Source organism: Hydrobacter penzbergensis (genome assembly GCF_900106985.1).
Lineage (GTDB): Bacteria > Bacteroidota > Bacteroidia > Chitinophagales > Chitinophagaceae > Sediminibacterium > Sediminibacterium magnilacihabitans.
Genome location: NZ_FNNO01000001.1, coordinates 393,616 through 418,919 on the forward strand (window position 1 = coordinate 393,616; position 25,304 = coordinate 418,919).

26 protein-coding genes are annotated in these 25,304 nt (G+C 42.9%); 19 read left to right on the top strand and 7 right to left on the bottom strand.

All coding sequences use genetic code 11. The features are described from left to right. Positions 1 to 154: 154 nt before the first annotated feature. The 15 genes from BLU98_RS01875 (at position 155) to BLU98_RS01950 (ending at position 13,696) form a co-directional block, all read left to right on the top strand. A complete protein-coding gene (locus BLU98_RS01875) occupies positions 155 to 4,519 on the top strand; it encodes a CusA/CzcA family heavy metal efflux RND transporter (RefSeq protein ID WP_092721525.1) in 4,365 nt (1,454 codons plus the stop codon). Positions 4,520 to 4,529: 10 nt separating this feature from the next. Beyond that, positions 4,530 to 5,681 carry an efflux RND transporter periplasmic adaptor subunit gene (locus BLU98_RS01880; protein ID WP_092721526.1) on the top strand — a complete coding sequence of 384 codons (1,152 nt, stop codon included), beginning with the start codon at positions 4,530 to 4,532 and terminating at the stop codon, positions 5,679 to 5,681. Between the two features lie 38 nt (positions 5,682 to 5,719). Continuing rightward, positions 5,720 to 6,229: a DUF2231 domain-containing protein gene (locus BLU98_RS01885; protein WP_092721527.1), complete on the top strand. Its 510-nt coding sequence runs from the start codon at positions 5,720 to 5,722 to the stop codon at positions 6,227 to 6,229. Between the two features lie 11 nt (positions 6,230 to 6,240). Beyond that, the gene (locus tag BLU98_RS01890; RefSeq protein WP_092721528.1) at positions 6,241 to 6,555 is read left to right on the top strand and encodes a ferritin family protein; all 315 of its coding nucleotides are present in this window, start codon (positions 6,241 to 6,243) and stop codon (positions 6,553 to 6,555) included. A 114-nt stretch (positions 6,556 to 6,669) separates the two neighbouring features. Next, entirely contained in the window at positions 6,670 to 7,107 is a 438-nt protein-coding gene (locus BLU98_RS01895; RefSeq protein WP_092721529.1) for a thioredoxin family protein, read from the top strand. Then, positions 7,094 to 8,041 carry an FAD:protein FMN transferase gene (locus BLU98_RS01900; RefSeq protein ID WP_092721530.1) on the top strand — a complete coding sequence of 316 codons (948 nt, stop codon included), beginning with the start codon at positions 7,094 to 7,096 and terminating at the stop codon, positions 8,039 to 8,041. The genes BLU98_RS01895 and BLU98_RS01900 overlap by 14 nt, the downstream gene beginning before the upstream one ends. Before the next feature lie 74 nt (positions 8,042 to 8,115). Further along, entirely contained in the window at positions 8,116 to 8,337 is a 222-nt protein-coding gene (locus tag BLU98_RS01905) for a DUF4266 domain-containing protein (RefSeq protein ID WP_092721531.1), read from the top strand. 12 nt (positions 8,338 to 8,349) lie between these two features. After that, complete coding sequence (locus tag BLU98_RS01910; RefSeq protein WP_092721532.1) at positions 8,350 to 9,543, top strand: DUF3570 domain-containing protein; 1,194 nt, start codon at positions 8,350 to 8,352, stop codon at positions 9,541 to 9,543. A 7-nt stretch (positions 9,544 to 9,550) separates the two neighbouring features. Next, positions 9,551 to 10,249 (top strand): VIT1/CCC1 transporter family protein, encoded by a 699-nt coding sequence (locus tag BLU98_RS01915; protein WP_092721533.1) that lies wholly within the window; start codon positions 9,551 to 9,553, stop codon positions 10,247 to 10,249. A gap of 84 nt (positions 10,250 to 10,333) precedes the next feature. Further along, complete coding sequence (locus BLU98_RS01920) at positions 10,334 to 10,531, top strand: response regulator (RefSeq protein ID WP_092721534.1); 198 nt, start codon at positions 10,334 to 10,336, stop codon at positions 10,529 to 10,531. Continuing rightward, on the top strand, positions 10,504 to 10,773 hold the full coding sequence (locus BLU98_RS01925) for a hypothetical protein (protein ID WP_092721535.1): 270 nt from the start codon (positions 10,504 to 10,506) through the stop codon (positions 10,771 to 10,773). The genes BLU98_RS01920 and BLU98_RS01925 overlap by 28 nt, the downstream gene beginning before the upstream one ends. Before the next feature lie 346 nt (positions 10,774 to 11,119). Next, positions 11,120 to 11,626 carry a phosphatase PAP2 family protein gene (locus tag BLU98_RS01935; RefSeq protein ID WP_371937607.1) on the top strand — a complete coding sequence of 169 codons (507 nt, stop codon included), beginning with the start codon at positions 11,120 to 11,122 and terminating at the stop codon, positions 11,624 to 11,626. Positions 11,627 to 11,917: 291 nt separating this feature from the next. Then, positions 11,918 to 12,265 (top strand): hypothetical protein, encoded by a 348-nt coding sequence (locus BLU98_RS01940; protein ID WP_139173806.1) that lies wholly within the window; start codon positions 11,918 to 11,920, stop codon positions 12,263 to 12,265. A 144-nt stretch (positions 12,266 to 12,409) separates the two neighbouring features. Continuing rightward, complete coding sequence (locus tag BLU98_RS01945; RefSeq protein WP_092721539.1) at positions 12,410 to 12,937, top strand: hypothetical protein; 528 nt, start codon at positions 12,410 to 12,412, stop codon at positions 12,935 to 12,937. Positions 12,938 to 13,480: 543 nt separating this feature from the next. Beyond that, positions 13,481 to 13,696, top strand: a complete 216-nt coding sequence (locus BLU98_RS01950) for a hypothetical protein (RefSeq protein ID WP_092721540.1) — start codon at positions 13,481 to 13,483, stop codon at positions 13,694 to 13,696. Positions 13,697 to 13,703: 7 nt separating this feature from the next. On the opposite strand, the gene BLU98_RS01955 is transcribed toward BLU98_RS01950, so the two are convergent. Then, the gene (locus BLU98_RS01955; RefSeq protein ID WP_092721541.1) at positions 13,704 to 13,994 is read right to left on the bottom strand and encodes a hypothetical protein; all 291 of its coding nucleotides are present in this window, start codon (positions 13,992 to 13,994) and stop codon (positions 13,704 to 13,706) included. Positions 13,995 to 14,153: 159 nt separating this feature from the next. Here BLU98_RS01955 and BLU98_RS01960 point away from each other — a divergent pair, with 159 nt between their 5' ends. From BLU98_RS01960 to mobC, 4 genes are all read left to right on the top strand, one after another. Continuing rightward, a complete protein-coding gene (locus BLU98_RS01960) occupies positions 14,154 to 15,059 on the top strand; it encodes a DUF8464 domain-containing protein (RefSeq protein WP_092721542.1) in 906 nt (301 codons plus the stop codon). A 223-nt stretch (positions 15,060 to 15,282) separates the two neighbouring features. After that, positions 15,283 to 15,696, top strand: coding sequence for a plasmid mobilization protein (locus BLU98_RS01965; RefSeq protein WP_257574645.1), 414 nt, complete (start codon positions 15,283 to 15,285; stop codon positions 15,694 to 15,696). Beyond that, positions 15,684 to 16,958 (top strand): relaxase/mobilization nuclease domain-containing protein, encoded by a 1,275-nt coding sequence (locus BLU98_RS01970; RefSeq protein ID WP_092721543.1) that lies wholly within the window; start codon positions 15,684 to 15,686, stop codon positions 16,956 to 16,958. Before BLU98_RS01965 ends, BLU98_RS01970 begins: the two co-directional genes overlap by 13 nt. Before the next feature lie 20 nt (positions 16,959 to 16,978). Then, positions 16,979 to 18,967, top strand: coding sequence for a conjugal transfer protein MobC (mobC, locus tag BLU98_RS01975; protein ID WP_092721544.1), 1,989 nt, complete (start codon positions 16,979 to 16,981; stop codon positions 18,965 to 18,967). 8 nt (positions 18,968 to 18,975) lie between these two features. On the opposite strand, the gene BLU98_RS01980 is transcribed toward mobC, so the two are convergent. The 6 genes from BLU98_RS01980 to BLU98_RS02005 form a co-directional block, all read right to left on the bottom strand. Beyond that, positions 18,976 to 19,971, bottom strand: a complete 996-nt coding sequence (locus tag BLU98_RS01980; RefSeq protein WP_139173807.1) for a hypothetical protein — start codon at positions 19,969 to 19,971, stop codon at positions 18,976 to 18,978. A 125-nt stretch (positions 19,972 to 20,096) separates the two neighbouring features. Next, positions 20,097 to 20,540, bottom strand: coding sequence for a hypothetical protein (locus BLU98_RS01985; protein ID WP_092721546.1), 444 nt, complete (start codon positions 20,538 to 20,540; stop codon positions 20,097 to 20,099). Between the two features lie 17 nt (positions 20,541 to 20,557). Next, complete coding sequence (locus BLU98_RS01990; RefSeq protein WP_139173808.1) at positions 20,558 to 22,939, bottom strand: argonaute/piwi family protein; 2,382 nt, start codon at positions 22,937 to 22,939, stop codon at positions 20,558 to 20,560. Further along, entirely contained in the window at positions 22,875 to 23,915 is a 1,041-nt protein-coding gene (locus BLU98_RS01995; RefSeq protein WP_092721548.1) for a PD-(D/E)XK nuclease family protein, read from the bottom strand. The genes BLU98_RS01990 and BLU98_RS01995 overlap by 65 nt, the downstream gene beginning before the upstream one ends. A gap of 11 nt (positions 23,916 to 23,926) precedes the next feature. Beyond that, positions 23,927 to 24,529, bottom strand: a complete 603-nt coding sequence (locus BLU98_RS02000) for a hypothetical protein (protein WP_092721549.1) — start codon at positions 24,527 to 24,529, stop codon at positions 23,927 to 23,929. Next, entirely contained in the window at positions 24,519 to 25,142 is a 624-nt protein-coding gene (locus BLU98_RS02005) for an RNA polymerase sigma factor (RefSeq protein WP_092721550.1), read from the bottom strand. Before BLU98_RS02005 ends, BLU98_RS02000 begins: the two co-directional genes overlap by 11 nt. Between the last annotated feature and the right edge of the window lie 162 nt (positions 25,143 to 25,304).

A 25,304-nucleotide genomic window follows, 5' to 3' on the forward strand; every position in this document is an offset into this window, starting at 1 on the left:
CTGGCCCGTATGGTTCTGTGGCATCTAAACGTTCATTTGAAAGTATGTAAGTCTGTTCAAACAGCGTCTCTTCGTTTAGTATCTCATTATCAAGTGGCAGAATAGCGCAACTGTTATTGTTGTGCCTCTACTCGTCATTAGCATTGATTTTACCATGCTTAAGCAAATCATTCATTTTTCCATCCGGAACAAATTAATCATTGGCCTGCTAACTCTCGGACTTGTCGTTTGGGGAGCTTACCAGGCCACACAATTACCAATAGATGCCGTACCGGATATTACAGACAATCAGGTACAGGTGATTACAGTTTCCCCTTCTCTTGGCGCTCCCGACATAGAACGCCTGATCACGTTTCCCATTGAACAGGTTAATAGCAACATACCTGGCCTAAAAGAAATCAGGAGCTTTTCCCGATTCGGTTTGTCTGTCGTCACTATTGTTTTCAATGATGCGGTTGATGTGTATTGGGCCCGTCAGCAGGTAGCCGAACGGCTACAGCAGGTGCAAAGCCAGATACCGACTCAATTTGGCAAACCTGAGCTGGCACCTGTTACCACCGGTCTTGGAGAAATCTATCAATATGTCGTCAGGCCAAAGGCGGGCTTTGAAGGCAAATACGATGTGATGCAACTGCGCACCATTCAGGATTGGATTGTGCGCCGGCAATTGCTCGGTACCCAAGGAGTGGCGGAAGTCGCCAGCTTTGGCGGAAAGCTGAAGCAGTACGAGATTGCCCTCAATCCCTACAAGCTCAAATCGTACAACCTTACCGTTGACGATGTATTCACCGCCCTGGCAAAAAACAACCAAAATACCGGAGGCGCTTACATTGAAAAAGGGCCTACGGTTTTGTTTATCCGCAGCGAGGGGCTGGTTGCCAACGAAGAAGATCTCAACAACATTGTAGTTAGCAGCACCGCAAGCAACATTCCGGTTTTGATTCGTGATGTGGGTGCAGTTCACCTGGGCAATGCGACCCGCTATGGCGCCATGACATTTAACGATAAAGGCGAAGTGGCCGGAGCGGTTGTAATGATGTTGAAAGGTGAAAATTCTTCTGCGGTCATTAGAAGAGTGAAAGAAAAAATTGCTCAAGTTCAAAAATCATTACCCGAAGGTGTCGTAATTGAGCCGTTCCTTGACCGGACAAAAATGGTGAACAATGCCATTTCAACGGTGGAGCGGAACCTGACGGAAGGTGCTTTGATTGTCATCTTCGTGTTGGTTCTTTTCCTGGGAAATTTAAGAGCAGGGCTGGTCGTAGCATCGGTCATTCCGCTGGCCATGTTGTTTGCCATTATTATGATGAACGCTTTTGGCGTGAGTGGCAATCTGATGAGCCTTGGTGCCATTGATTTCGGGTTGATAGTGGACGGCGCTGTTATCATTGTAGAAGCCGTCATGCACCAGCTAAAACACTCAAAACATTTCAGTGGGGTAAACCGGCTCACGCAAGAGAAAATGGATGATGAAGTAGAACACAGCGCATCCCGCATGATGAATGCTTCCATCTTTGGGCAAATCATTATCCTGATTGTTTACCTCCCCATCTTTTCGCTACAAGGCATTGAGGGAAAAATGTTTAAGCCAATGGCGCAGACGGTTACGTTTGCCCTCCTCGGCGCTTTTATTTTATCGCTGACCTACGTGCCTATGATGACTTCCTTGGCAATCAGCAAAAAAATCTCACATAAACCCAATCTTAGCGACCGGGTGATGAACCGGCTGGAAAGGATTTATCAGCATGCGCTGGCAAAATCACTGCGGTTATCGAAAGTATTTATCGCATCAGCAGTAGCGCTGTTTATCATTAGTGTCTTCATTCTAAGCCGGATGGGCGGTGAGTTTATTCCCAAGTTGGAAGAAGGCGACTTTGCCGTAGAAACAAGGGTGCTAACCGGAAGCAATATCACCACCTCTGTCAATACACTTCTTAAAGCCTCACAAATTCTGAAGGCAAGATTTCCGGAAGTGGAAAAAGTGGTGGGAAAGAATGGCAGCAGTGAAATTCCTACTGACCCCATGCCGATTGAAGCCAGTGACCTGATGATTAATTTAAAAGACAAAAGCACCTGGACCAGCGCCAAAACCTTTGACGAATTGTCGGAGAAGATGCAGGCTGCCTTGCAGGAAATACCAGGTGTAACGTTTGGCTTTCAGTATCCCGTTCAAATGCGGTTTAATGAGTTGATTAGCGGTGCCAGGCAGGATGTGGTGTGCAAAATTTTTGGGGAAGACCTGGACTCGCTTGCCAGTTATGCCAATAAACTGGGAGCAGTGGTAAGCACAGTTGATGGTGCCGCCGATTTATATATTGAAACCGTTACCGGTATGCCGCAGATTATCATCCGCTACAACCGGCGGGCGATAGCACAATACGGCCTTACGATTGAAGACATTAACCGTGTCATCAACACTGGCTTTGCAGGGCAAAGCACCGGACAGGTTTACGAAGGCGAAAAACGATTTGACCTCGTCGTACGTCTGGAAAGCGGCCAGCGGCAGAACATTGCAGACGTGCAAAACCTGCTGATAGCAACGCCGTCGGGCACGCAAATCCCATTAAGCCAAGTGGCCGATGTCCGCATAACAGAAGGGCCCAACCAAATACAACGGGAAGATGCCAAACGCCGCATCATCGTTGGCTTTAATGTCCGGGGCCGGGATGTAAAAAGCGTGGTAAATGAGTTACAGGGAAAAGTAGAACAGCAAATGAAATTACCCGCAGGCTATTTTGTAACGTATGGCGGTGCATTTGAAAATCTGCAGGAAGCACAAAAGCGGTTGAGTATCGCCGTACCCGTATCACTGTTGCTCATCTTCCTACTTCTGTACTTCGCCTTCCGCAGTGTCAAACAGGGACTGCTCATTTACTCGGCTATTCCACTCTCTGCCATTGGGGGAGTTTTGGCCCTAGCCATCAGAGGCATGCCCTTCAGCATCTCTGCCGGGGTGGGGTTCATTGCCTTGTTTGGAGTGGCGGTACTAAATGGCATTGTACTCATCTCCGAATTTAACCGCCTTCGCAAAGAAGGCTGGAAAGACGTGAAACGCATTGTACTGCAGGGAACCAAAGTGCGATTACGCCCTGTATTGATGACAGCGATGGTTGCTTCTTTGGGTTTTATTCCGATGGCATTGAGCAGCGGCGCCGGTGCTGAAGTTCAGCGGCCATTGGCAACGGTTGTGATTGGCGGATTGGTCACTGCTACATTCTTAACCTTATTCATTTTACCTATGTTGTATGTCATATTTGATGGAAAGAAAAAAATAAAATCATTGCCTGTGAAAGCTGCCGCTATGGGCTTGCTGTTCGTTGTAAGCGGGATGGCTTCGCTAAAAGCGCAAACACCTGTAACGTTGCAGCAAGCCCTTGACACGGCGGTTCAGAACAATCTGGCCGTCCGTTCTTCACAACTGAACGTGGCCTATTACCAGCAGTTGCAGGGAAGTGCACGGGATGTTTCAAAAACGGCTTTTAATGCCGAAGTGGGCCAGTTTAATTCCTATCAGGCCGATACAAGACTGGGTGTACAGCAAACCATCAACTTTCCAACGGTGTACACCCGGCAGAAAGCTTTGTACCAGGCGCAAACCCGCAGGAGCCAGACGGAATTGCAATGGACAAAACTGCAACTGAAAGAACAAGTGCGGCAAGACTATTCGGACATTGTTGCTCTAAAACAGAAACAAAAACTTTTGCAGTTTGCGGACAGCATCTATGCCCGGTTTTTGAGCAAAGCAGCATTGCGCTATAAAGCCGGCGAAACAAGCATCGTTGAAAGAGCAGCTGCGGAAAACCAGCGAAAGCAAATCAGCCTTCAGTTGCAAACAATGGAAGCAGATATTAATACAGCACTTATCAGCTTCAATACGTTGCTCAACAGCAGACACTATTTTGTCCCGGCGGATACGGGCTTGCGCACTCAGCCTGCATTCATAGCCGACACGGCGCTACTATCCCTTCATCCGGCCATTCAATTAAAACAAAATGACGTACTGATTGCTGAGCAAAACTGGCAACTGCAAAAAGCAAAGTTGCTGCCCGACCTTACATTGGGCTACAGTAACCAAAGCATCATCGGCAACCAGTTGGTTAACGGTGTAAACAAATATTACGACGCAGGCAACCGGTTCCACAGCGTACAGGCGGGTATTGCTATCTCGCTTTTTAGCGGCGCACAAAAAAGCAGGATACGGGCTGCTCAAACAGCCATACTGCAATCGCAAACAGAATACGAGCTTGCCGGGCAAAGGACGTTATCGGCCTACCGCACCTTGATAGAGCAATACCGTGTGCAGCAGGCAAACGTACAGGCCTATGAAACAACGATGCTGAAAAATGCTTCCACGGTGTTGAATGCAGCCAACCTGCAGTTTCAGAATGGAGAAATCAATTACCTGGAATGGGTGATGCTCACCAACCAAGCCGTCAGCATACAGTCCGGGTACATAGATGCCGTTCAAAATCTCAACAGAATTCAAATCCAACTTCAAACCTTAACGGGCAACCAATAAATGCATTCAGATGAAACGTCTAATCATATTTATAATAGCGGCCACAATCCTTTCCTGTTCTTCTAAAAAGCAAGATACTGCTACAGAAACAGCGGTAAAAGAAGAAAAACAAGTGGACCGCAACTATACCGTGCAGCTTACCGATTCGCAGGCACGGAATGCACAAATTGTCATCGGCCAGCTTGAAAAAAAGGAAATAGCAAACCAGTTAAAAGTCACGGGTAAGGTGGATGTGCCGCCGCAAAACATGGTTTCCGTCAGCTTTCCGTTGGGCGGATATTTGAAATCCACCAACCTGCTGCCCGGTACCTATGTAAGAAAAGGCGGCGTGTTGGGTGTGTTAGAAGACATCCAGTTTATTCAGTTGCAACAGGATTACCTGTCGGCAAAAGTGCGTCTTCAGTTTTTGGAAGCAGACTACAAACGCCAGCAAACGCTGGATGCAGGTCAGGCAACCAGCACCAAAATGGTGCAGCAGGTGCGGAGTGATTACCAAAGCCAGCGCATCCTGCTTAGAAGTTTAGAGGAGAAGTTGCGTCTTATTGGCCTCAACCCTGCTCGGCTGAGCGAAGGAAACATTTCCAAACGTGTCAACATCTACTCACCCATCAGCGGATATGTATCAAAGGTGAACGTCAATATCGGTAAGTATGTAAGCCCTACGGATGTATTGTTTGAGCTTGTAAATCCGGCTGATATTCACCTGGTACTGACCGTGTTTCAAAAAGATGTGGCGAAGCTGAGGGTAGGTCAAAAGGTGATAACCTATACCACCAGCGATACGGTTAGAAAAATACCGGCTACAATTTTACTCATCAGCCAGGACGTAGCGCCGGATGGCAGCGTACAGGTGCATTGCCATTTTGAATACGAAGAACACAAGTTGCTGCCCGGCACGTTTATGAATGCGGAGATAGAAACTAAAAATGCTGAAGCGTTTGTTCTACCCGAAACGGCAGTAGTGAGCTTTGAGAATAACCATTACGTCTTTGTGCAGAAAGAGAAAAACGTTTACGAAATGATACCCGTGCAGACAGGCGCCAGTGAGAACGGATATGTAGCGTTGGATGACGCAAACAGCAAAGCATTAGCCGGTAAGCCCATCGTAAGTGCAAATGCATACACATTACTCATGGCTTTAAAAAACAAGGCCGACGAATAACAACAAACCTACTTTTTAAACAACTCAAAATCAATTTTATGAACCTCAATCCCGCTCACTGGCACCTAATGGTTAATCATATCCCCATTACCGGAGGAATAATAGCATTGCTTGTTTTGGCTTATGGCATTCTTCGCAAAAGCGAGGCTGTTATTAAAGCTGCTTATTGGCTGTTCGTTCTTATTGCAGTCTTTTCATTTATTGCTTCCCAAACCGGCGAAGGTGCAGAGCACATGCTCCTGCAGGCAAAGCTGGCCGACCGTGACACCATTGAGAGGCATGTGGAGGCTTCAAACATTGCCCAATGGTGCATGGTGCTCGTTGGCCTGGCATCATTGGCTGCTTTGTTCGTCAAACGCTTCCAAACCATGCGTGTGATGCCCGTAGTTGTGCTTATACTTTCTCTTATTGCGGCAGGGCTAATGGCAAGAGCCGGCCTGTTAGGCGGCGAAATCATGCACAAAGAAATTAGGCCGGCAGCGGCAGCTACCACCGGTTTCGTCAAGGATGACCAAACCGGTGCAAACGAAATTTTTAATAACCGCTAAATTTTAAAATCATGGGATTTGAGCAGTATCACGAGCCCGCAACAGAGCTCTCACAAGAAGTAAGAACGTTTGCCCGCATGTTGACCTCTTTGACTGAAGAAGCGGAGGCAATCGGGTGGTACGAGCAGCGCATGTCGCTGGAAAAAGACAAAGAAGCAAAAGCCATCATGGCCAATGCACAGAAAGAAGAGTTCAAGCATTTTGCTATGGATCTGGAGTTCCTGCTCCGCAAAAACGAAACCTGGCGAGACGTCATGAAGAACATCCTGTTTCGGGAGGGTAACATTGTAGAAAACGGTGAAGCAGCGGAAAAGAAAGTTGATTAAACCGCCCAATGCGAACAGCCCGTTCGGTTGTACGGGTTGTTCATTTATTGCCGAAATGATAAAAAGCAAAAAGCTTATACCGCAACAACTTGAAAGCACGTTAATTAAAAAAACATGAAAGCATTATTCCTTTCAATTGTCCTGGTTTCTTTTTCGCACACCCAATGGTTAACCAACCTTGCCGAAGCTAAAAAGGAAGCGGCAAAATCGCATAAATCCATCTTGCTCAACTTTTCCGGTTCCGATTGGTGCATTCCCTGCATGAAGCTTAAAAAACAAGTATTTGAAGACACTGCATTTGTAAACTATGCTGATACGGCCTTGGTGCTGGTAAACGCAGATTTTCCCCGGCAGCAAAAGCACTCTCTTTCCAAAGAGCAGGAAAAAGCAAATGAGAAGATGGCGGAACAATACAACCCCAACGGCTACTTCCCATTCACGCTTCTGCTGGATGCAAACGGCAAGGTTTTAAAAACATGGGAAGGATTGCCAAAAGAAAATGTTGCGGGATTTGTGCAGCAAATAAAAAACGCAGGTAATGCAGTGCATTGACAAACAGGCGGAGCAACTTGTCAAAAGAGTTTTACGACTGATGGGCAACCGCTTTGAAATTTCGGTAGTTGCCGATAACGAGGCGTGGGCCAATAGCTGTATTGACAAGGCTATTTTAGAAATCAGCCGCATTGAAAAATTGCTGACCACATTTTCCGAAGACAGCGTTACCAATGCCATCAACCGGCAGGCAGGCATTGCTCCAGTAAAAGTGGAGAAAGAAGTGTTCCAATTAATACAGCGCTCACTTCGTATTTCCACACTTACACAGGGCGCCTTCGACATCACTTATGGGTCTATGGATAAACGCTTCTGGAATTTTGACCCGCAGATGAAAAGCTTGCCTGATGCTGCCACTGCAAAAAAAATGGTACACCTGATTAATTACCGCAACGTGCTGTTGAATGTAAGGAACAGCACCGTTATGCTCAAAGAAAAAGGTATGCGGATTGGTTTTGGCGGAATAGGAAAAGGCTATGCTGCAGAAGCCGCAAAGCAGGTGTTGAAAGAAGCCGGCATCAAGAGTGGCATTGTCAATGCTGCAGGTGACCTTACGGTATGGGGCATGCAACCCGACGGCAATCCCTGGACCATCGGCATCGCTAATCCAGAAACTGCCAATCAGCCTTTTTCTTACCTCACGTTAAGTGATATAGCGGTTGCCACATCAGGCAATTATGAAAAACACGTCTGGATTGACGGCATCAAATATTCACATACCATCAATCCAAAAACGGGGCTGCCGATTACAGGCATTAAAAGTGTCACGGTCATCAGCCCTAATGCGGAGATTAGCGATGCCCTGACGACACCAGTGATGGTCATGGGTACAAAGGTTGGCCTTAGCCTTATGAACCAATTGCAACACGTGGGCTGCATTATCATTGACGATAACAATGTAATGCATACTACTAACAACATTTCTATCACATAACATAATTCACTGGTGATGCTTCCAGATAAAACAAAGTTGAATAAACACTTTTTACATCACGTTAAAGACAAATCATGAATAAAAGAACACATTATCCGGCACTTTTCACAGCCGTAATTCTCATCGCCGCTTCTTGCCAACCGGTGAAGGAATACCAGAAAAACCGGTTGAACGACAGCGAAATGGAACTGTCGGCAAGACGTGTGCAAAAGACAGAAACCAGTTTTCAAAACTATCGTGAAGGTGCTTCCGGCGGAAACGGTGGCAAAACCGGAGGCGGCTGCGGCTGTAATTAAAAAGCACTTTGTATGAAAAAGATTTGCCTCTTCACCATTGGCCTATATCTAAATATTCTGGCAGCGTTTGCTCAAAAAGGAACCGCCGATACTTCGGCGTACCGTGACCGTAAACTTCACCTTGATGAAGTAAATCTTGTAACAAGTTACTACCAGCAGAACGGCAACAACTCCGCCGTTACCGGAGGTATTGGAACAGAGCACCTAACTGATTTTGCCAACTCCTTTGACATAAAACTTTCCCGCTACGATAAAAAGTTGCGAAAGCACAGTTTTGAATTTGACTTGGGCCTTGACACTTATTCATCCGCCTCTTCCGATAAGATTGACCCTCGGACAATCTCTTCGGCATCTTCATCTGACATGCGGATTTATCCTTCGCTATCCTGGTCGGTTGAGAACCTAAACAAGGGAACGACAGTTGGTGCGAATATTTCATCCTCCACCGAGTACGATTATCAATCCTTTGGCTTTGGGATAAGCGCTGCAAAAAAATCAAAAGACAACAACCGGGAAGTTTCCGTCAGGCTACAGACCTACCTGGACAACGTAACCTTAATCTCACCCATTGAACTACGCACTGCCGCAGGCCGTGGTGATAATTATGGAAGCAGCCCACGCAATACTTATAACGCTGCATTTGGACTTTCGCAAGTTGTGAACAAGCGGTTACAGATGTCATTATTGGTTGAAGCGGCTTACCAAAAAGGTTATCTCGGGCTGCCTTTTCACCGGGTGTATTTTACCGACAACAGCCTGCGCACCGAGAACCTGCCCACTACAAGGTTTAAAATTCCGATAGGTTTACGGGCAAATTATTTTATTGGTGACAACCTGGTGTTTCGCAGCTTTTACCGCTTTTACAAAGATGACTGGGGAATAATGGCACACACCGCCGACCTGGAGACGGCGTACAAAATAAATCCATTTATCTCTGTCAGCCCATTTTACCGCTTTTATACGCAAACTGCTGCAAACTATTTTGCCCCTTACAAAGTGCACGGCTTGCAGGAGCTTTTCTACACCAGTAACTACGACTTATCCAACTTCAACAGCCAGTTCTTTGGGGCAGGTCTGCGACTGACGCCGGCAAACGGCATTTTAGGAATACACAAGTTAGCCATGTTAGAAATCAGAGCCGGCCATTATCGCCGCAACAACGGGTTATCGGCGAACATTGTTTCACTCAACTTAAAATTCAAATAAATCACTTATGGATATTCATCTGCATAAAGAAGCGCATCTAAAAAGCTCTGACTTCATCACCGATGTGGTCATTGGCATGAGCGATGGTTTAACAGTACCGTTTGCGTTGGCGGCAGGCCTCAGCAGCGCTGTCTCTGATAACCATCTCGTTACTACAGCAGGCATTGCCGAAATTATCGCTGGCTCTATTGCAATGGGTTTGGGTGGTTACTTGGCCGGGAAAACAGAACAGGACCATTATTCCTCTGAATTGCGAAAAGAGTATGATGAAGTAGCGAGAATACCCGAAAAGGAAAAGGCAGAAGTACGGGAAATCTTCGCCGGATACGGCTTGAGCGAATATGCGCAAAATGTGATTGCAGATGAATTGGCGAAAGACAAAGACAAGTGGGTGGAGTTTATGATGAAGTATGAATTGGGGCTTGACGAACCGGATGCCCGACGTGCGGGGAAGAGTGCAGCTACCATCGGCATCTCATACATCGTTGGTGGTACAATACCGTTACTGCCTTACTTCTTCACCAGCACACCACTTGAGGGGCTCAAAATTTCTGCACTCATTACCTTGGTCTGCCTTTTCATATTTGGCTATTTTAAAAGCAAGGTGACGGGTCAGCCAGTTTGGAGTGGGGCATTCAAAGTAATGATCATAGGCGCTATTGCAGCGGGTGCGGCATTTACAGTTGCTAAATTGTTTGGTGCATAATAACACTCAACCATCCCTTGATGCAAGAAGAGAAAAAATTCAGAATTCATTCAAATTCAATTCTGACATTGGAAAAAAATTTTTGTGAAACTCCTGATTATTGAAGATGAAAAAGAACTGCTTGATAGTGTTGTAAAATACTTTCAGGGAGCAAAGTATGTGTGCGAAGTAGCCTCCACTTACAAGGCCGCCTTGGAAAAAGTGGATCTATACGACTATGACTGTATCCTTCTCGACAGTACCGGAACGATAGCTTGCGGCTGGCCAACAACAAAGCCCTGATTGATTTCAGCTACAAGCCCAGAGTTGGCATTTATACAGATGGCGGGTTTAATTCTTCCCTGACGGGTCCGGCTTACAAACATTTTGGTGTAAGCTTCGGCGTCAATTTCGTAGTGCCCATTTACGACGGGCATCAAAAAAAGCTTTTGTACCAGCGGCTGGATATTGAGCAGCGAACAAGAGAAAAATACAGGCAATTTCAGCTTGCCCAATACCAGCAGCAAACGGCACAACTCAAGTGACAGCTTGCAGAAACAGATTCGTTAATCCGCAACATTAACAGTCAGCTAAAATACTCAGAAGGACTGGTCAATGTGAACCGTTTACTGGGAAGCAATTTCAAACAAGCCTTTACCAAGCCTTTTCACATGAAGGGCAGGGATTGGAAATATTTGGGAATTGGCGCAGGCGTGATAACCGCTTTGAGCTTTGCTGACCAACCGGTTCAAAAGGAAGCCTTGCGAATACGGAATGCCAACCCACCCTTTGCGAACGATTAGTAAATACGTCACCAATTTTGGCGGGCCGTACGAGTTCTACACCTTGGCAACCCTTGGTGCTTATGGCTTTATTTTCAAAAACCAAAAAATGAAAACCACCACCTTGCTGGCAACGCAGGCTTACATCACCGGTGCGGCAGTGGAAGGCCTGTTGAAAACCATTACCGGCCGAACACGTCCCTCTTTCTATGGGCCAAACGAAATTGCCAAACCAATGTTCAAGGGGCCGTTTGCCAAAAGCATTGATTACACCGGCGCTAAAACAAACAGTTCATTTCCTTCAGGACATACCACCGTAGCCTTTGCAGCAGCCACCGTTTACGCTATGGAATACAAAGACAAACCCCTGGTGCCTATTCTTTGCTACACTTCTGCATCGCTCATTGGGCTTAGCCGGATTACCGAAAACAAGCATTGGCTAACTGATGTTGTGGTAGGGGCTGCATTAGGGTACCTCACCGGAAGGCAGGTGGTAAACAATTATCATCGCTATGCAGCAGTAAAGAACGCAAAGGCTAAGAAGGGCGATTTGTCTTTTAACCTGCAGTATTCACAAAGCGTGGTGATGCCAGGCTTGGTTTACCGCTTTCGTTAACTGCCTAAATCAACTTAATGAGCCAACAAAGAGTAACGCTGTTACGGGCTACTTCCAAAATGTGCGGATCTATAAGGACGATGGAGCTAAGCTGAAATCTTTGTTGTTTGGTGGCATCGGACAACAACGAACACAAGCTGCATTCAGATTATTGCGAAGCGTTTGCCAGGCATGGTGAAAGTGCTTTGGTCCTGAGCTGACCTAAATGGGGGCTTAGCCCCGTTTTATCCTTTAATAAGCTATTGTATCACATTCAAGTTTAGAATATGAAACCATTAGAGCAGTTAATCAATGTCGAAAAGGGCAAGTTGCTGCACGAGCTATTCCCTGATGAAATGCCTGCATTGCTTCAACATACAAAAAGAAACGTGCAGCCTGATAGACAGGAATAAAGACAGCATAAAAGCCCATTGGGAAAACGGTCTGTTAACAGCCGATTTTTGGTTTACGTTATCCGGTAACGCTAACCGGATTATTGATAAATACGGAGCTAAACTGGAGAAAAGCAGCCGCTTGTTTGCCGACCAGCTTTTTGACGGGTACACGGCTATTTATACGATAGAGAGTATAGTTAACTATGCAAGGTCGAAGCCGGCCAACAAGAAGTTTACAAACGCTGTAGCGATGCTTTTTATGTAAGCCATTTTAAAAATTCGACCCCGCTTATGCGGGGTTGTTGTTTTCGATGATAATCGCAGGAATGTGGATAAAGGGGTTGCTTTGATTTGCTCTATGCAAAGAAGTAAATTGGTAATTTTATCGTAAGTATCAATACTTTTTACTATGAAAATACTAACCATCGTACTCTTAGCCACTTTCCTAACAACTGGCTGTACATCGAAGAAAGAATTGAGCCGTGAGGAGGCTGCGACCCTCATAAAAGAAGGTATGAAATATCCTCGTGTGATTGACTATGATGCTTATTCCAGCGACCCGGAGTTTGCAAAAATGGCAATTGACAAAGGGCTTGAAAAAGAAGGGTTGGTAACTGTACAACGTACCCAAAAGATGGGTGATGTTGGTAAGCCATTAGTAGAGTTTACAAGTAAGGCGCAGCCCTACTTGCTCCCGACACCAGAAAAGGATAAAGCCATCCATGTACAAAAAGTGAAGCTGGCGGATGAAGACTTAGTGGAAGTAACAGGCATCACCACTACGGAAGATGGTAAGCAGGCCGTTGCAGAATACACCACAGCGTATAAAAACGTCAGCGGTTTTGCACCTTTAACCGACATCAACTTCAACAAGATTAATACCCGCAAAGCCAACTTCACCTTATATGACGATGGATGGAGGTTGGAAAAAAAATAGGGATTGTCCATTGGTGTCCAGCGGCTTTCTGTAAACGGTGGTTTACTCGTTTTACCTCTCTAATTCCTTCCGATAGTTATTAAAATGAACGCCACTTTTAACCAAGAGAAGGTGGCTTAAGTTGAAACCCGGCCACAGGGTAGATACGCTGTTATTGCAATCGTTTTTTGACGCTTATGGAGTAGGCACAGCACTAAAAAATAATGAAGAACCGTGCTGTGTCAAAGCCAAAGAGAGGTCAAGGTCATCGTAACGCACAGTTTGATCGAAATATCAAACGAAATATACTTTACGTCCATTATATGGAATTGTATATTTGCGCAAAATATTCTTGAAGCGTTTTTGCTTTAAGTCCTGCACTGAAACTTAGGAACTTTCAAAGGTAACGGGACATAAGTGAAAAACGCCCATGCTACGGCGTGGGCGCACTTATTCGTTACCGGGTTTCCTAAGACCTCAGTGCGGTAAGCTGTTGCCTGCGCTTTTTTTATATGCAGGCAGCACAGATCAAATGGTATATTATTCACCGCTCAAAATAATGACATGTCCGCCTCCAGCTATTACCCGGGATTTGATTATCCGGCGAACCAAATCTTCAAATTTCTGGCAGCCTTAGATTACTTTACCATTATGCTGAAAAATGGCCAAATCGTTCATTATACCGCTACAGATGTAAATGCTTTTCGCCAGTGGTTAACGGACAATAATATCCCGGATATGAGAACTGAAGACGGCTGGGTGGTTAATCAAAATTCGTAGCCTCCTTTTATTTTGTTGTGCTTAACGAATTAAGCTTTTCGCTTAGTTCTGTAAGCCCTGCTTTTGTCAAACAATCATCTGCCAGAGTATTCAATTCCTGAAGGCTTTCTGCCGGTATATTCGCCAACAGATTTGACGATTTATCATCGTCCTTCGTTGCCAGGCCACGCTTAATAACGCTATTTAGCAGCAGTACATTTTTGCGTGAAATCCGCATATCAATCTTCACTGTTTCATTCATGCCAGGGATACTCAAGATCGTATCATAAACCTTGGCTACATCGGTTGTTGTAAGCATAACTACACATTTTTAAATTATCAATCTTTACTGCACAAATTTATCTTTTGCTACCTAATGTATCCGTATCAAAATATGGCGAGGATAGGCTTGAGCCATACCACCTTTTTAACTTCGCTACCATAGTAACTGAAATAGTGAAATTGAAAATGTGTAGTTATGAATTTCAGCAAACAAAGGCTCTCTATCGAAGAAGCCAGAGAGACGGATATGGTAAATTATCTGTCTAATTTGGGGTATGAACCCAAAAAGGTTAGAGGCAATGATTACTGGTATTTGTCTCCCCTACGGGAAGAAAGAACAGCCTCTTTTAAGATAAATCGAAAGGTGAACCGCTGGTACGATCACGGATTGGGCAAAGGTGGTAATATCATTGACTTTGCCATCTTATATAACAACTGCACTGTAGGCGAATTCCTGCACCAGTTAAGCGGCAATCTTTCTTTTCAACAGCCGTTGGTTAGGCACTTAGAAAAACAAGCTGACGGCGGTGGTGAAAGCAAAATAAGTATCCTTCAGGAGAAGGTGCTTTCGTCATTTTCGTTATTGCGCTATCTGCAACAAAGAAGACTTCCTATTGACCTTGTAGAACGCTATTGTAAAGAAGTAAAATACGAGTTAAACGGCAAAGAATATTTTGGCATTGGCTTCAAGAATAACTCCGGTGGCTATGAAATTCGGAACCCTTATTTCAAAGCCAGTAGTGCTCCAAAAGACATGACAACGTTTAACAACGGCGCCAAAGAAGCTGCCGTTTTCGAAGGCTTTACAGACTTCCTTTCTTTTCTTGCAATTCATAAAAATCAGCCTCAAATACCAAGCGATTTCGTGATTTTAAATTCGGTTTCCTTTTTTGAAAAAGCACGTCCTTTTATGGAACAACATGAGTGCATCCGGCTGTATTTAGACCGTGATGCAACGGGACAAAATTGCAGTCATTATGCGCTGTCGTTAAGCAATAAATACAAAGATGAAAGTGGCTTGTATCAGCATCATAACGACCTAAACGATTGGCTGGTGAATTTCGGGAAAACTCAAAAGAAAACCTTAGGGCATAAAATCTAAAGGAGTTGCCTATTTAGTTCTAAATACGTGATGCTTGAAGTAAACACTATTAGAGGTGGCTAAAATACATTGTAATGGACTATGAAACGCCTAAAGAACTTTCCAAAAGCTGTGAGATTGCCTCTTTCCCGCAATCGGCAAGATGTCCGGTTGTATCACAACCGAATCTTGCCGCCCTTTACTCCGAAGTCGTAGGCGGGGACACTATAATGTAAAACAGAGTTTGAAACGTGAAAATGAAACCGTGATGAGCGAACAAAATAACAACCGAACCAAATGGCTACACCTACGTCTAAGGCAAGAAGAATACGACAAATTGCATAAGCAGTTCAAGAAAACAACTTGCCGAAAACTAAGCGATTATGCCCGCAAAATCTTGCTGGGTAAACCTGTAACCAGCACCTACCGCAACCAGTCGCTGGATGACTTTATGGCAGAAGCTATGAGGCTTAGAAATGAGTTGAATGGCATTGGAAATAACTTCAATCAGGCTGTAAAAAAGCTTCACACACTGCACCAAATTACAGAGTTCAGAAGTTGGATTATTACTTATGAATTAGAGAAACAAACACTCTTAAACAAGGTGGAAGAAATCAAAAATTACATTCAAAAAATTGCTGAAAAATGGTTGCAGTAATCAAGACAGGACACTCTATTCACCGCATTTTAAACTACAATGAAAACAAGGTGAAAGAAGGTATAGCGCAGTTCATTTCTGCCGCTAATTACCCTATGGATTCTGAAAAATTATCCTTCAATCAAAAGCTAAATCGGCTGCTTAAACAAGCTGCACTAAATGAAAATGTTACAAGAAATAGCGTTCATGTTTCATTAAATTTTGACCCTAATGAGCGGCTTTCGGATGGGCAATTAAAAGAGATTTCCGACACCTACATGCAGAAAATTGGCTTTGGCGAACAGCCGTATTTGGTGTACCAGCACCTCGATGCTGGGCATCCACATATTCATATTGTTTCAGTCAAAGTGAGAGCCGATGGAACCCGTATAGATACCCAAAATATTGGTCGGAACCAGTCTGAAAAAGCACGGAAAGAAATTGAGATCACCTATGGCTTGGCAAGGGCTGAGGATATGAAGAAGAAGCAGTATGAACTTAAATCTGCTTATACCCAAAAGGTTCAGTATGGAAGGTCCGATTCCAGACGGGCAATAGCTAATGTGCTGGATGCTGTACTGAATACTTACAAGTACACATCCCTGCCTGAACTCAATGCAGTTTTGAAGCAATATAACGTGATGGCAGATAGAGGTAGCGAAAGCTCAAGGACATACCAACATCAGGGATTGCTCTACCGCATTTTAGACGAACAGAGCAATCCTGTTGGCGTTCCTATTAAAGCCAGTTCTTTCCATAACAAACCTACCTTGAAATATCTGGAAGAAAGGTTTCCCCTTAACGAAGTTGCCCGGCAGCCGCACAAATCACGGGTTAAAAATGCCATTGATTTAGCCTTGCTAAAACAGCCAAATCAATCGCTGCAAACTTTGATAAAAGCCCTCGAAAAAGAAGGTATCAACACTGTTATACGGCAGAATGCAGACGGTGTTATTTACGGGATTACCTATGTTGACCACCGCACAAAATGCGTCTTTAACGGGAGTGTCATAGGCAAACCTTACAGTGCAAAAGGCATCTTGGAAAGATGTAGCGAGACGGGAGAACAAACCACGCAAAAGCCGGACTTTGTTAAACAACCACCATCAAAAACACACTTGCCAGAGGAGCAAGCAATACCGCCCGCAGTTCAACAAAATAAAGGTGACAATGAACTTCTGGAAACCTTATTACAACTGGAACATACATCCGGTTATGTTCCTCACCAGTTAACCAAAAAGGGAGGAAGAAAACGCAGAAAACGGACGAACAAACGTCTTTAATCAATCAAAAATATACAGCTATGCAAACAGGAGAAAACGAACAAGCGCTGAGGAAGATCCTGGACATGACCAGGTTGATCAGCATAGCCCTTTTAGGGTTGCATTTTTATTATTACTGCTATACTGCTTTTGGCGAATGGCATTTGACAGCAACTCTTACCGACAGACTAATGGGTAATATCCGGAGCACCGGATTGTTTAACAACTTTCAAACTTCTAAACTTTTTTCGTTGGGTTTTTTAGCTATCTCACTATTAGGTGCAAGAGGTAGGAAGGATGAAAAATTAAGCTATAAAACTGCCTTTGCGTACATCATTACAGGACTGGTGCTATACTTTTTAAGTTACCTTTCTTTGCTTGCTAAAATTGCCCTGACCACGGCAGCAATGCTCTATATGGGGATTACAGCCATCGGATTTATGTTGGTCTTATCGGGAGGCACTTTGCTATCCCGTGTGATACAGCAAAAGTTAAACAGCAAAGACATTTTCAACAAGGAAAATGAGACGTTTCCACAGGAAGAAAGGCTGCTGGAGAATGAGTATTCTATTAACCTGCCGGCACGATATAACCTGAAGGGTAGAATACGGCGAAGCTGGATCAACATCATCAATCCTTTTAGGGCTTTGTTGGTACTTGGCTCACCAGGAGCAGGCAAGTCCTATTTTGTTATCCGGCATGTCATTACGCAGCACATCAGGAAGGGATTTACCATGTTTGTGTACGATTTTAAGTTTGACGACTTATCTAAAATTGCGTATAACACTTGGCTAAAACATAAAATGAAATACCCGGTTCAACCGCAGTTTTATGTCATCAATTTTGACGACCTCACCCGCAGTCACCGGTGCAACCCCCTGGACCATGAAACCATGACCGATATTACAGACGCAGCGGAATCAGCCCGCACCATTTTAATGGGACTGAATAGGGAATGGATCAAGCGGCAGGGTGATTTTTTTGTAGAGTCGCCGATCAATTTTTTAACGGCGATTATCTGGTATTTACGGAAGTACAGAGATGGGGAATTTTGCACCTTGCCTCATGTCATTGAACTGATGCAGGTGGACTATGACAGCCTGTTTACAGCACTCAGAACCGAGAAGGAAATTGAGGTACTAATTAACCCGTTCGTCAACGCCTACTTGAACGATGTAATGGAGCAGTTGGAAGGTCAAATTGCCTCTGCTAAGATTGCAATGGCCAGACTTTCATCCCCTCAACTGTACTATGTGCTGTCCGGCAATGATTTTACGTTGGACATCAATAATCCCGACCAGCCGAAGCTTGTCTGCATGGGTAACAACCCACAAAAAATACAGATTTACGGAGCGGTATTGTCCCTTTATGTAAACCGATTAATAAAGCTGGTGAACAAAAAAGGAAAACAAAAAAGCAGCCTTATTTTCGATGAATTTCCCACTATTTACCTGAACAACATGGATAGCCTGATTGCCACCGCCCGGAGCAATAAAGTAGCGACTTGTTTGGGCGTGCAAGACTTTAGCCAACTGCGAAAAGACTATGGGAAAGAACAGGCAGACGTGATTATGAATATTACGGGAAACATTGTAAGCGGGCAGGTTACAGGTGATACTGCCAAACAGCTTTCTGAGCGTTTTGGGAAGATTATGCAGGACCGGGAGAGCCTTTCCATCAACCGCTCTGATACCTCTATAAGCCGCTCAAAACAGTTGGAAGCAGCCATTCCGCCATCCAAAATTTCAGCCCTTTCATCCGGCGAATTTGTGGGGATGGTAGCGGATGATCCGGACTGTAAAATTGAACTGAAAGCCTTCCATTGTTCCATAGTAAATGACCATGAAGCGTTGACGCAGGAGCAAAATAACTATAAAGAAATCCCTGTTATTCGTAAGCTGGATAATGCAATGGTTCAGCGAAATTATTTACAGATAAAGCAGGATGTACAGGATATTATTCAGTCCGAAATGGAGCGGGTTTTAAGCGACCCAGGGCTAAGTCATTTGGTTATTAAAAAAGCAATGTAAGCCTGCTTTTAAAGTGATGCACGTATTTGTGCTATCATTTCAGCTTGCAACTTTTCAAACTCATTTGGGTTATCGAAAAGCGTTTGCCAGGCATCGTTTACAATTTTAGAAACAGGGTTTTGATGCGCTTCGATTTGCTCATTGTAGGTTGCCAAGTCTATGCCCTTGCAGTAGTCGTAAACTATATCGGTTAAGGCTTCCAAAAGGGCTTCAGGAAAAATATATTTGTAATCAGGATGCTTAGGATTGTTTGTATGGTTTAAAAATTGCTCCCAACTACTTTTGATTTCATCACATTCATAGTTAAAACCTATCTTATTCAGCATAAGAAAAACCGCCCGCATTCTTGCTTCGTCTGATGGATGGCTTGGCGAATCAACAAAGATAGCATTAGAGCCGTTGCTCAACGCTGACATTTTCATGTTCGCCCATGCAAAAGCAGGTCCGCACAGGTAGGTTGCAATCATGTCGCAGGTAAATTCTTCTATCCAGTATTCTTCCCAACGTTTGTGTTTGTTTTGCAGGAATGGTACATAATGCTCATGCGTTTTTTCATCATAACTTCTGTCTATTTCCGCATTGAAGTATTGTTGCAATGCAGGGCTGAATTTCGCCTTTACAATGTCAGGATATTGCTTGCAAATCAGATGACCAATTTCGTGGTACAAATCCGGCAGATTAAGCAGATTGTTTTCTTCTCCATAAGGCAAGGCAATGATTTCAAAAACAGGATGTGCCCAATAATAATTTTCCGAATTGCTTATCGTAGTAATGATAGGCGGAATTGATAAATGCCTTATCTCATTATAAATTCTGGCAATTTTTTTATTAAAGTAAATTTCCGGTACATCGTAGTTGGCAATAACCTCGAAGCGGTACAATTCAATGGTTTGAAACAACTCGTTTAGCTCGTTGAACTCGTAAAGGTTGTTGTTTGCCAGTATATCAATATCAAGGTCAACACCGGAAATTTTTGCCTGAAGCAAGCTTTTAAGTTCTTCCAAATATTCAATGGTTTTGGGAACGAAAGCCTTTTGGATGTCCTCGTGGTACTGCCGGCTGTTCAAAATATTTAGCATCCGCTGCACCCTGCAATTCAAATCATGGTATAATCCCTTAATAAACGCTATCATCCTCTGGCAGTTCTCATTTTTCTGAATAATAAATTCCGTTCACTGTCTAAAATGGCAATGATTTTATCCAGCATTAAAAAGTTTGCTTTCGTCAGCGGTTTATTTTCTTTGAGTAATTGAACAATTACTTCTATTTCTTTCCGGTCAGTATCGTTGCGAAGCACCATGTTTTGCAAGGCAGAACTTTCAGACAAGCCAATGAGCTTGCTGTTATACTCTGTATCTTTTGCAAGACTTTCGAGATCAGATAATGATTGCAGTAAATCCTTTTTAGCCGTGTTTATTTCATCATCACTTACGTCAAGTTTGGGATATTTTTCTTTGTTGGTTTTATCAGCCAGCAAAGATTTCTTTTTGAAAACAATAACGGATTTGTTTACCCTTGATGTAAAGTCAACAATGTCGCTATACCGCTTTGTTATTAATGTCATTTCGCTCATAACGAAAATTTTAATGGTCAGTCAAAAATTTGTTCTTCCTGCTCCTCTAATGATTTTTCCGTAAGCGAGTGAGCAAACGAACGGATCATCGTATCTATCAGCTTTAATACAACAGGCAGGGAGCCGCCTTTGTCTGGTGCGGAGAAAGCCAGTATGCACTGATGAAAAATATCCTGCATTACACTTTCAAAGTCCGCATTACCTTCTACCAATGTAATGTGAATGGGTTGTACAGTGCCGGGTATTTTGAAGGGATAACCCGTTGTAAAAAGAAAACCCGTTGTCGCATCGAATAATTTATATGTGCCGGAGATAGGGTTAGAGAGATTGTTATAGCCGCCTTTCTCCAATGCTACACGATATGGAATAGCGGTATTTTTATGAATATCCACTATGCCCCAATTTATTTTATTGGCATCAATCAAACCGTCTTTCGCTAACTCTCCCAAAACGGTTTTCATCGCTTTGCCTTCTTCGCCAAAGCTCCTTCCATCTCTAAGAAGGATAATGCTGTTTGGATTTTTGGCGTGTTGCGGAATATGCCGCTTCAGGTTCTCCAGCAACTTATCAATAATTACTTTGGCGCTTATTTTTTCGTTTCTGAAAGTTCCCGTTCTGTTTGAGACCTCCGTGTAATCAAAAACAATCTTTTCGCCGTTTCGATAAAAGAACAAAAAGCCTGCATAGTGATCATGCACATCCAAGCCGATATAGATGTCATGGTTCAGCGGTTGAGACAGTGCATAAGCCCATTTTTGATTTACAATCAGGTATTCAAAAAACAGGTTGCTGATATAGGAGCGGTAACTTCTTAAGCCATCCTGATTAAGCTTGAAAATGTAGCCGTTTTCCCTGTCGGAATAGCCGCTGTAAAATGAAGCTACCTTTCTTGCTGAAGCGCACTGAAATTTGATGCTTTTGTAAAAATTCTTTTTCACACAATCGTGCAGGTTGCGTATGTAATAAGCCGATTCAACTTCTGCATCCGGTAATAAAAATAAAGCGTTCCCATGCGTAGCATTGTGCCTGCTCAATGCATCTTTTATCTCGTTGTACTGACGATAGGCACTTGACGATTTAAGGTCTTTGTAAACAATTAAAGTGAACTCCTCAAAATTGCGGGCATACAACTTCATGTCTTTGCTAAACGTTGACTGAATAGCTTTCGCCAACTGGAAGTCAATCGAATCAGGCACTAAAAGATACTGCGGGTTGAATTGCGTTTTATTCAGTATTCCATTCCGCATAATATTTGCCCGCCGCAGCTTTCCAAAATCTTCAATAGCTCTTTCATATCGTTCATCAAGCACAAGAGATTTCATCTCAATCCCATTATTGAACTTAAGCCCTGGCAATGGAAATATTTTCAGCGTTTCGCTAAGCGGGTATTGGTTAACCTTTAGTTCAACACCATTAAATACAATGCCTTGAAAATTGTGCTTGATGAACGTCCTTAGATAATAAAACCTGTTATTGGGATTTTGAATTGTTTTATTGTGCATACCGTTCACAAAATCATCCGCCGTTGTGTACAGCATTTTTGCCAAACATGCTGCCCCGTTAAAATACTTTGACGTGTTTCCCGGATAATTAAAAATCAAAGCTGGTGTATCGGGAAACAAATGCTTTTGCATGTTAAACGTTTCAGATTTGGTATGCTTCATTGCCCAATCCAAAACAGTGTATTTTTTTCCGTTTAAAGCAAAGTCTTGTTCTTTAATAGCCTTACCAAGACTTGCTATCTGAACCTGATACCAGCTATCGCCACCGAAGTACAGGCACTTACGCCCTTTCAACCGTTTTTTCATCACTTCAATATCTTCACCTGCCAAATGCTCGTGCAAAAACTTCTTGTCGGTGTATTTGTACGATAAATCAAGAGCTATGTAAAAATGTCCATCTGGTTGAGGGACAATTTTGAAATTAAACCCACTAAACACATCTATTTGCGAATGAGGTTCGTTAAAAATTGGTTTCCTTAAAAAGTATTGGTAAGCACTATACCGCCACAATTTTGGATGATTGCCCAAATGTTCTTTAACCGCAAACTCCAAAAAGCGAATGGCTAACTCTCTATTGTTGCTCGTTAAGCTATTAAAGTTGAGGTCATAATTGCCGGGCAAAAGGGTTGCTTTTGCAATCATTGGCGCCAGGCTTATTTCAACGTTTTCAACTTCTGTGTCGGCTTTTACAGCAATAAATTTCTTGCCGTCTTTGAAGTAAACAGCAACAGGACCAGATGTTACAGATGCAATTTTCATCAGCACCTTTTGCATGTTCCTGTTATTTAACGCCGGGTCGTTTTCAATTTCCTGCAATTCCAACTGCATCAGCTTAAAAGGAAATTTCAAGCTGTGCAGGTTGTTTAGCCGAAACAATGTTGTCGTATGTTTCTTCATGATATTGATTATTATTCAGTAAAATTTTTGTACAAAGCGAACGGAACTTGCAGAACATACAGGTTCCTTCTTTATCGGTAATCGGAAAATCCTCAATGTTTAATTGGTCAAATGGTTTTCCATCCGTCAACATCTCCACGTCGTCGCTGTTTAAATAGATGTAATCAACACATTCATCTACTACCTGCTTATTGAATGGATGTTCTTTTGCATTTTGTTTTAATAGGTTTACTTCTATCAATCGAATATCATCATAACCCAATCTTTTTCCCTTTCCTTCGTTTGCTTTTCTGCGATAGGTGTCAAGCACTGTAATGCCACCTATCACCAACTGCCTTGAATAATCGCTTACATCGCTTTCTGAAACTTTCCAATCCAAAACAACAGCCTTGTTATCTACAAACATGAACAGGTCAAGCTGCGGGCTTATTTTGACGTTCTCAAACTCGAAGCCCCACGCTCTTAAATTCGGTATGAGGAAGGTGGCTTTTGCCAAAAAATCAACAAGCAAAGAGCCGTTCGGCATTTTTATCAAAGGAATATTTTGTATGATTTCTTTGATAGATGAATACACCTTTGACAAATCTTCTTCCTTGTAAGGAACGTTTGTATCATGCACATCCAAAATGCAGTAGTCTGCACCCACTTTTGATTCTGAATTTTCCTTTACTTTATATAACCTGTCTTCAGAAAACTTGAATTGCCTTTTCGCCAGTTCTATTGCCCGGTTTGCCATTTCATTATAATCAATGGGCAGCTTATCTTTTATCCTGGGCATAATCTCCAACTCCATAATCTTATCAATCACCGACCCACGCCACATGAGTAAACTCTTTGATTTCTTTAGCTCGTGCGCCCTTCTGCGGAGCGAATTAGTGAAATGGTGAGACGGCGCTAAGTATTGGAAATAATACATCCTGTTACATTTTCTTAGCGTACTCAATGCAGAAAAAGACCATTCTAATTTATTGCTCATTGCTCGTTGATTTAGTACAACTCATTCAGCCTTTTCAAATACTTTTTTAATGCTTCTTCATTTTGAAACAAGTATTGGCTTTCAGACTTGCTTGCTTTTGTATTAAATGAAGTTGCTGCGCTTGCGTTTCTTCTGCGATAAGAAAGTTGCATTGCTCCCAAAGCAGCCGGAGAAAAAGCAAACTCGTTTTTCAAAATTTGAAATGTTTTGTGAATTGCTTTTTCCGCTTTTTCAAAAGGTATCTGCAAACTTTTCAGCAGGTTTCTGAAAGAAAGAACCGGAATACTGTTTGCCAGCACTTTATCAGCTTGAAGTTGTTCGATAGTTGCAAGAGGCAAGCTTGATTTTTCTGCTAATTCTTCTTTCTTCAAGTTAGCTTTTGATGCGGCATTTATAATTAACGTTCCCAAAGAATCTACAGCCAATTTTTCATAAAGCTTATCAATCATTTTAATTGATGCTGCTTCGGAAAGTTGGCTTTTGTATTCTGCAGAAGTGATATTTTTTAGCTGCGTGGAAGCATCTAAAAATTCACTATTACTTGAACCGCTATTCAAGTAAGCGAGCTTTAAAGCTTCATCAACAGGGTCAATATTTATTTTGTTATTTTCCATCGTTTGTGATTTGAGTAGTTTGTAAAAGTTTTATCAGTTTCTTTTTAGCCCGATGATGCTTTACTTTAAGCTGATTGTTTTCAATCTTCAGCATGTCTGCTATTTGTTCATAAGAAAAGCCGTTCGCTTTCAGCAACAGCAAATCTTTTTCAACAGGTTCTAATTTTGAAAGAGCTAATTGTAACTCTTTCAACTTAGGATTTTCTGTTTCTTCGCTGTCTGTATAGTCCAGAAAAAATTCCTTGCTGAATGGGTTCTTCAATTCATCAACATTCAAGTCATCATCTTCGCTGTTCATTTCCATTTCACTGAATGATAGCACTTTAAAATCTTGCGATATAGTTTTATTCTTTCTGTATTGCTGCCTCAAAAAATTGATGAATATTTTGAAAATGAGGTTGTCGAAATGCCTTTGTGATTGAATTTCGTATTCTCCAATTTTCAGAATTATTGTTTGCAAGGTTTGATAAACAATTTCCCAAGCTTCGTCCTCATTAAACTTCCAGTTATCTACGGCAAAGCCATAGAACTTTTTACCGTATAACAGGTAAAGAGTTTCCCAACCCTTGCGATCCTTTTGGTCAATCTGAGATATGATTTCTGTATAAGTCATTATTGTTTCATCCTTCGTTTACCTATATGAAATGGAGTTACACCATTACAGTAAATTTGAATTTCGTTCCTCATATACTTATATATATGCAATGAGGTTACACTTCATTCAAATATAAGAATTTGGGCGGGAGAAGGCAGAGCCATAATTTTAAAGGAGGCG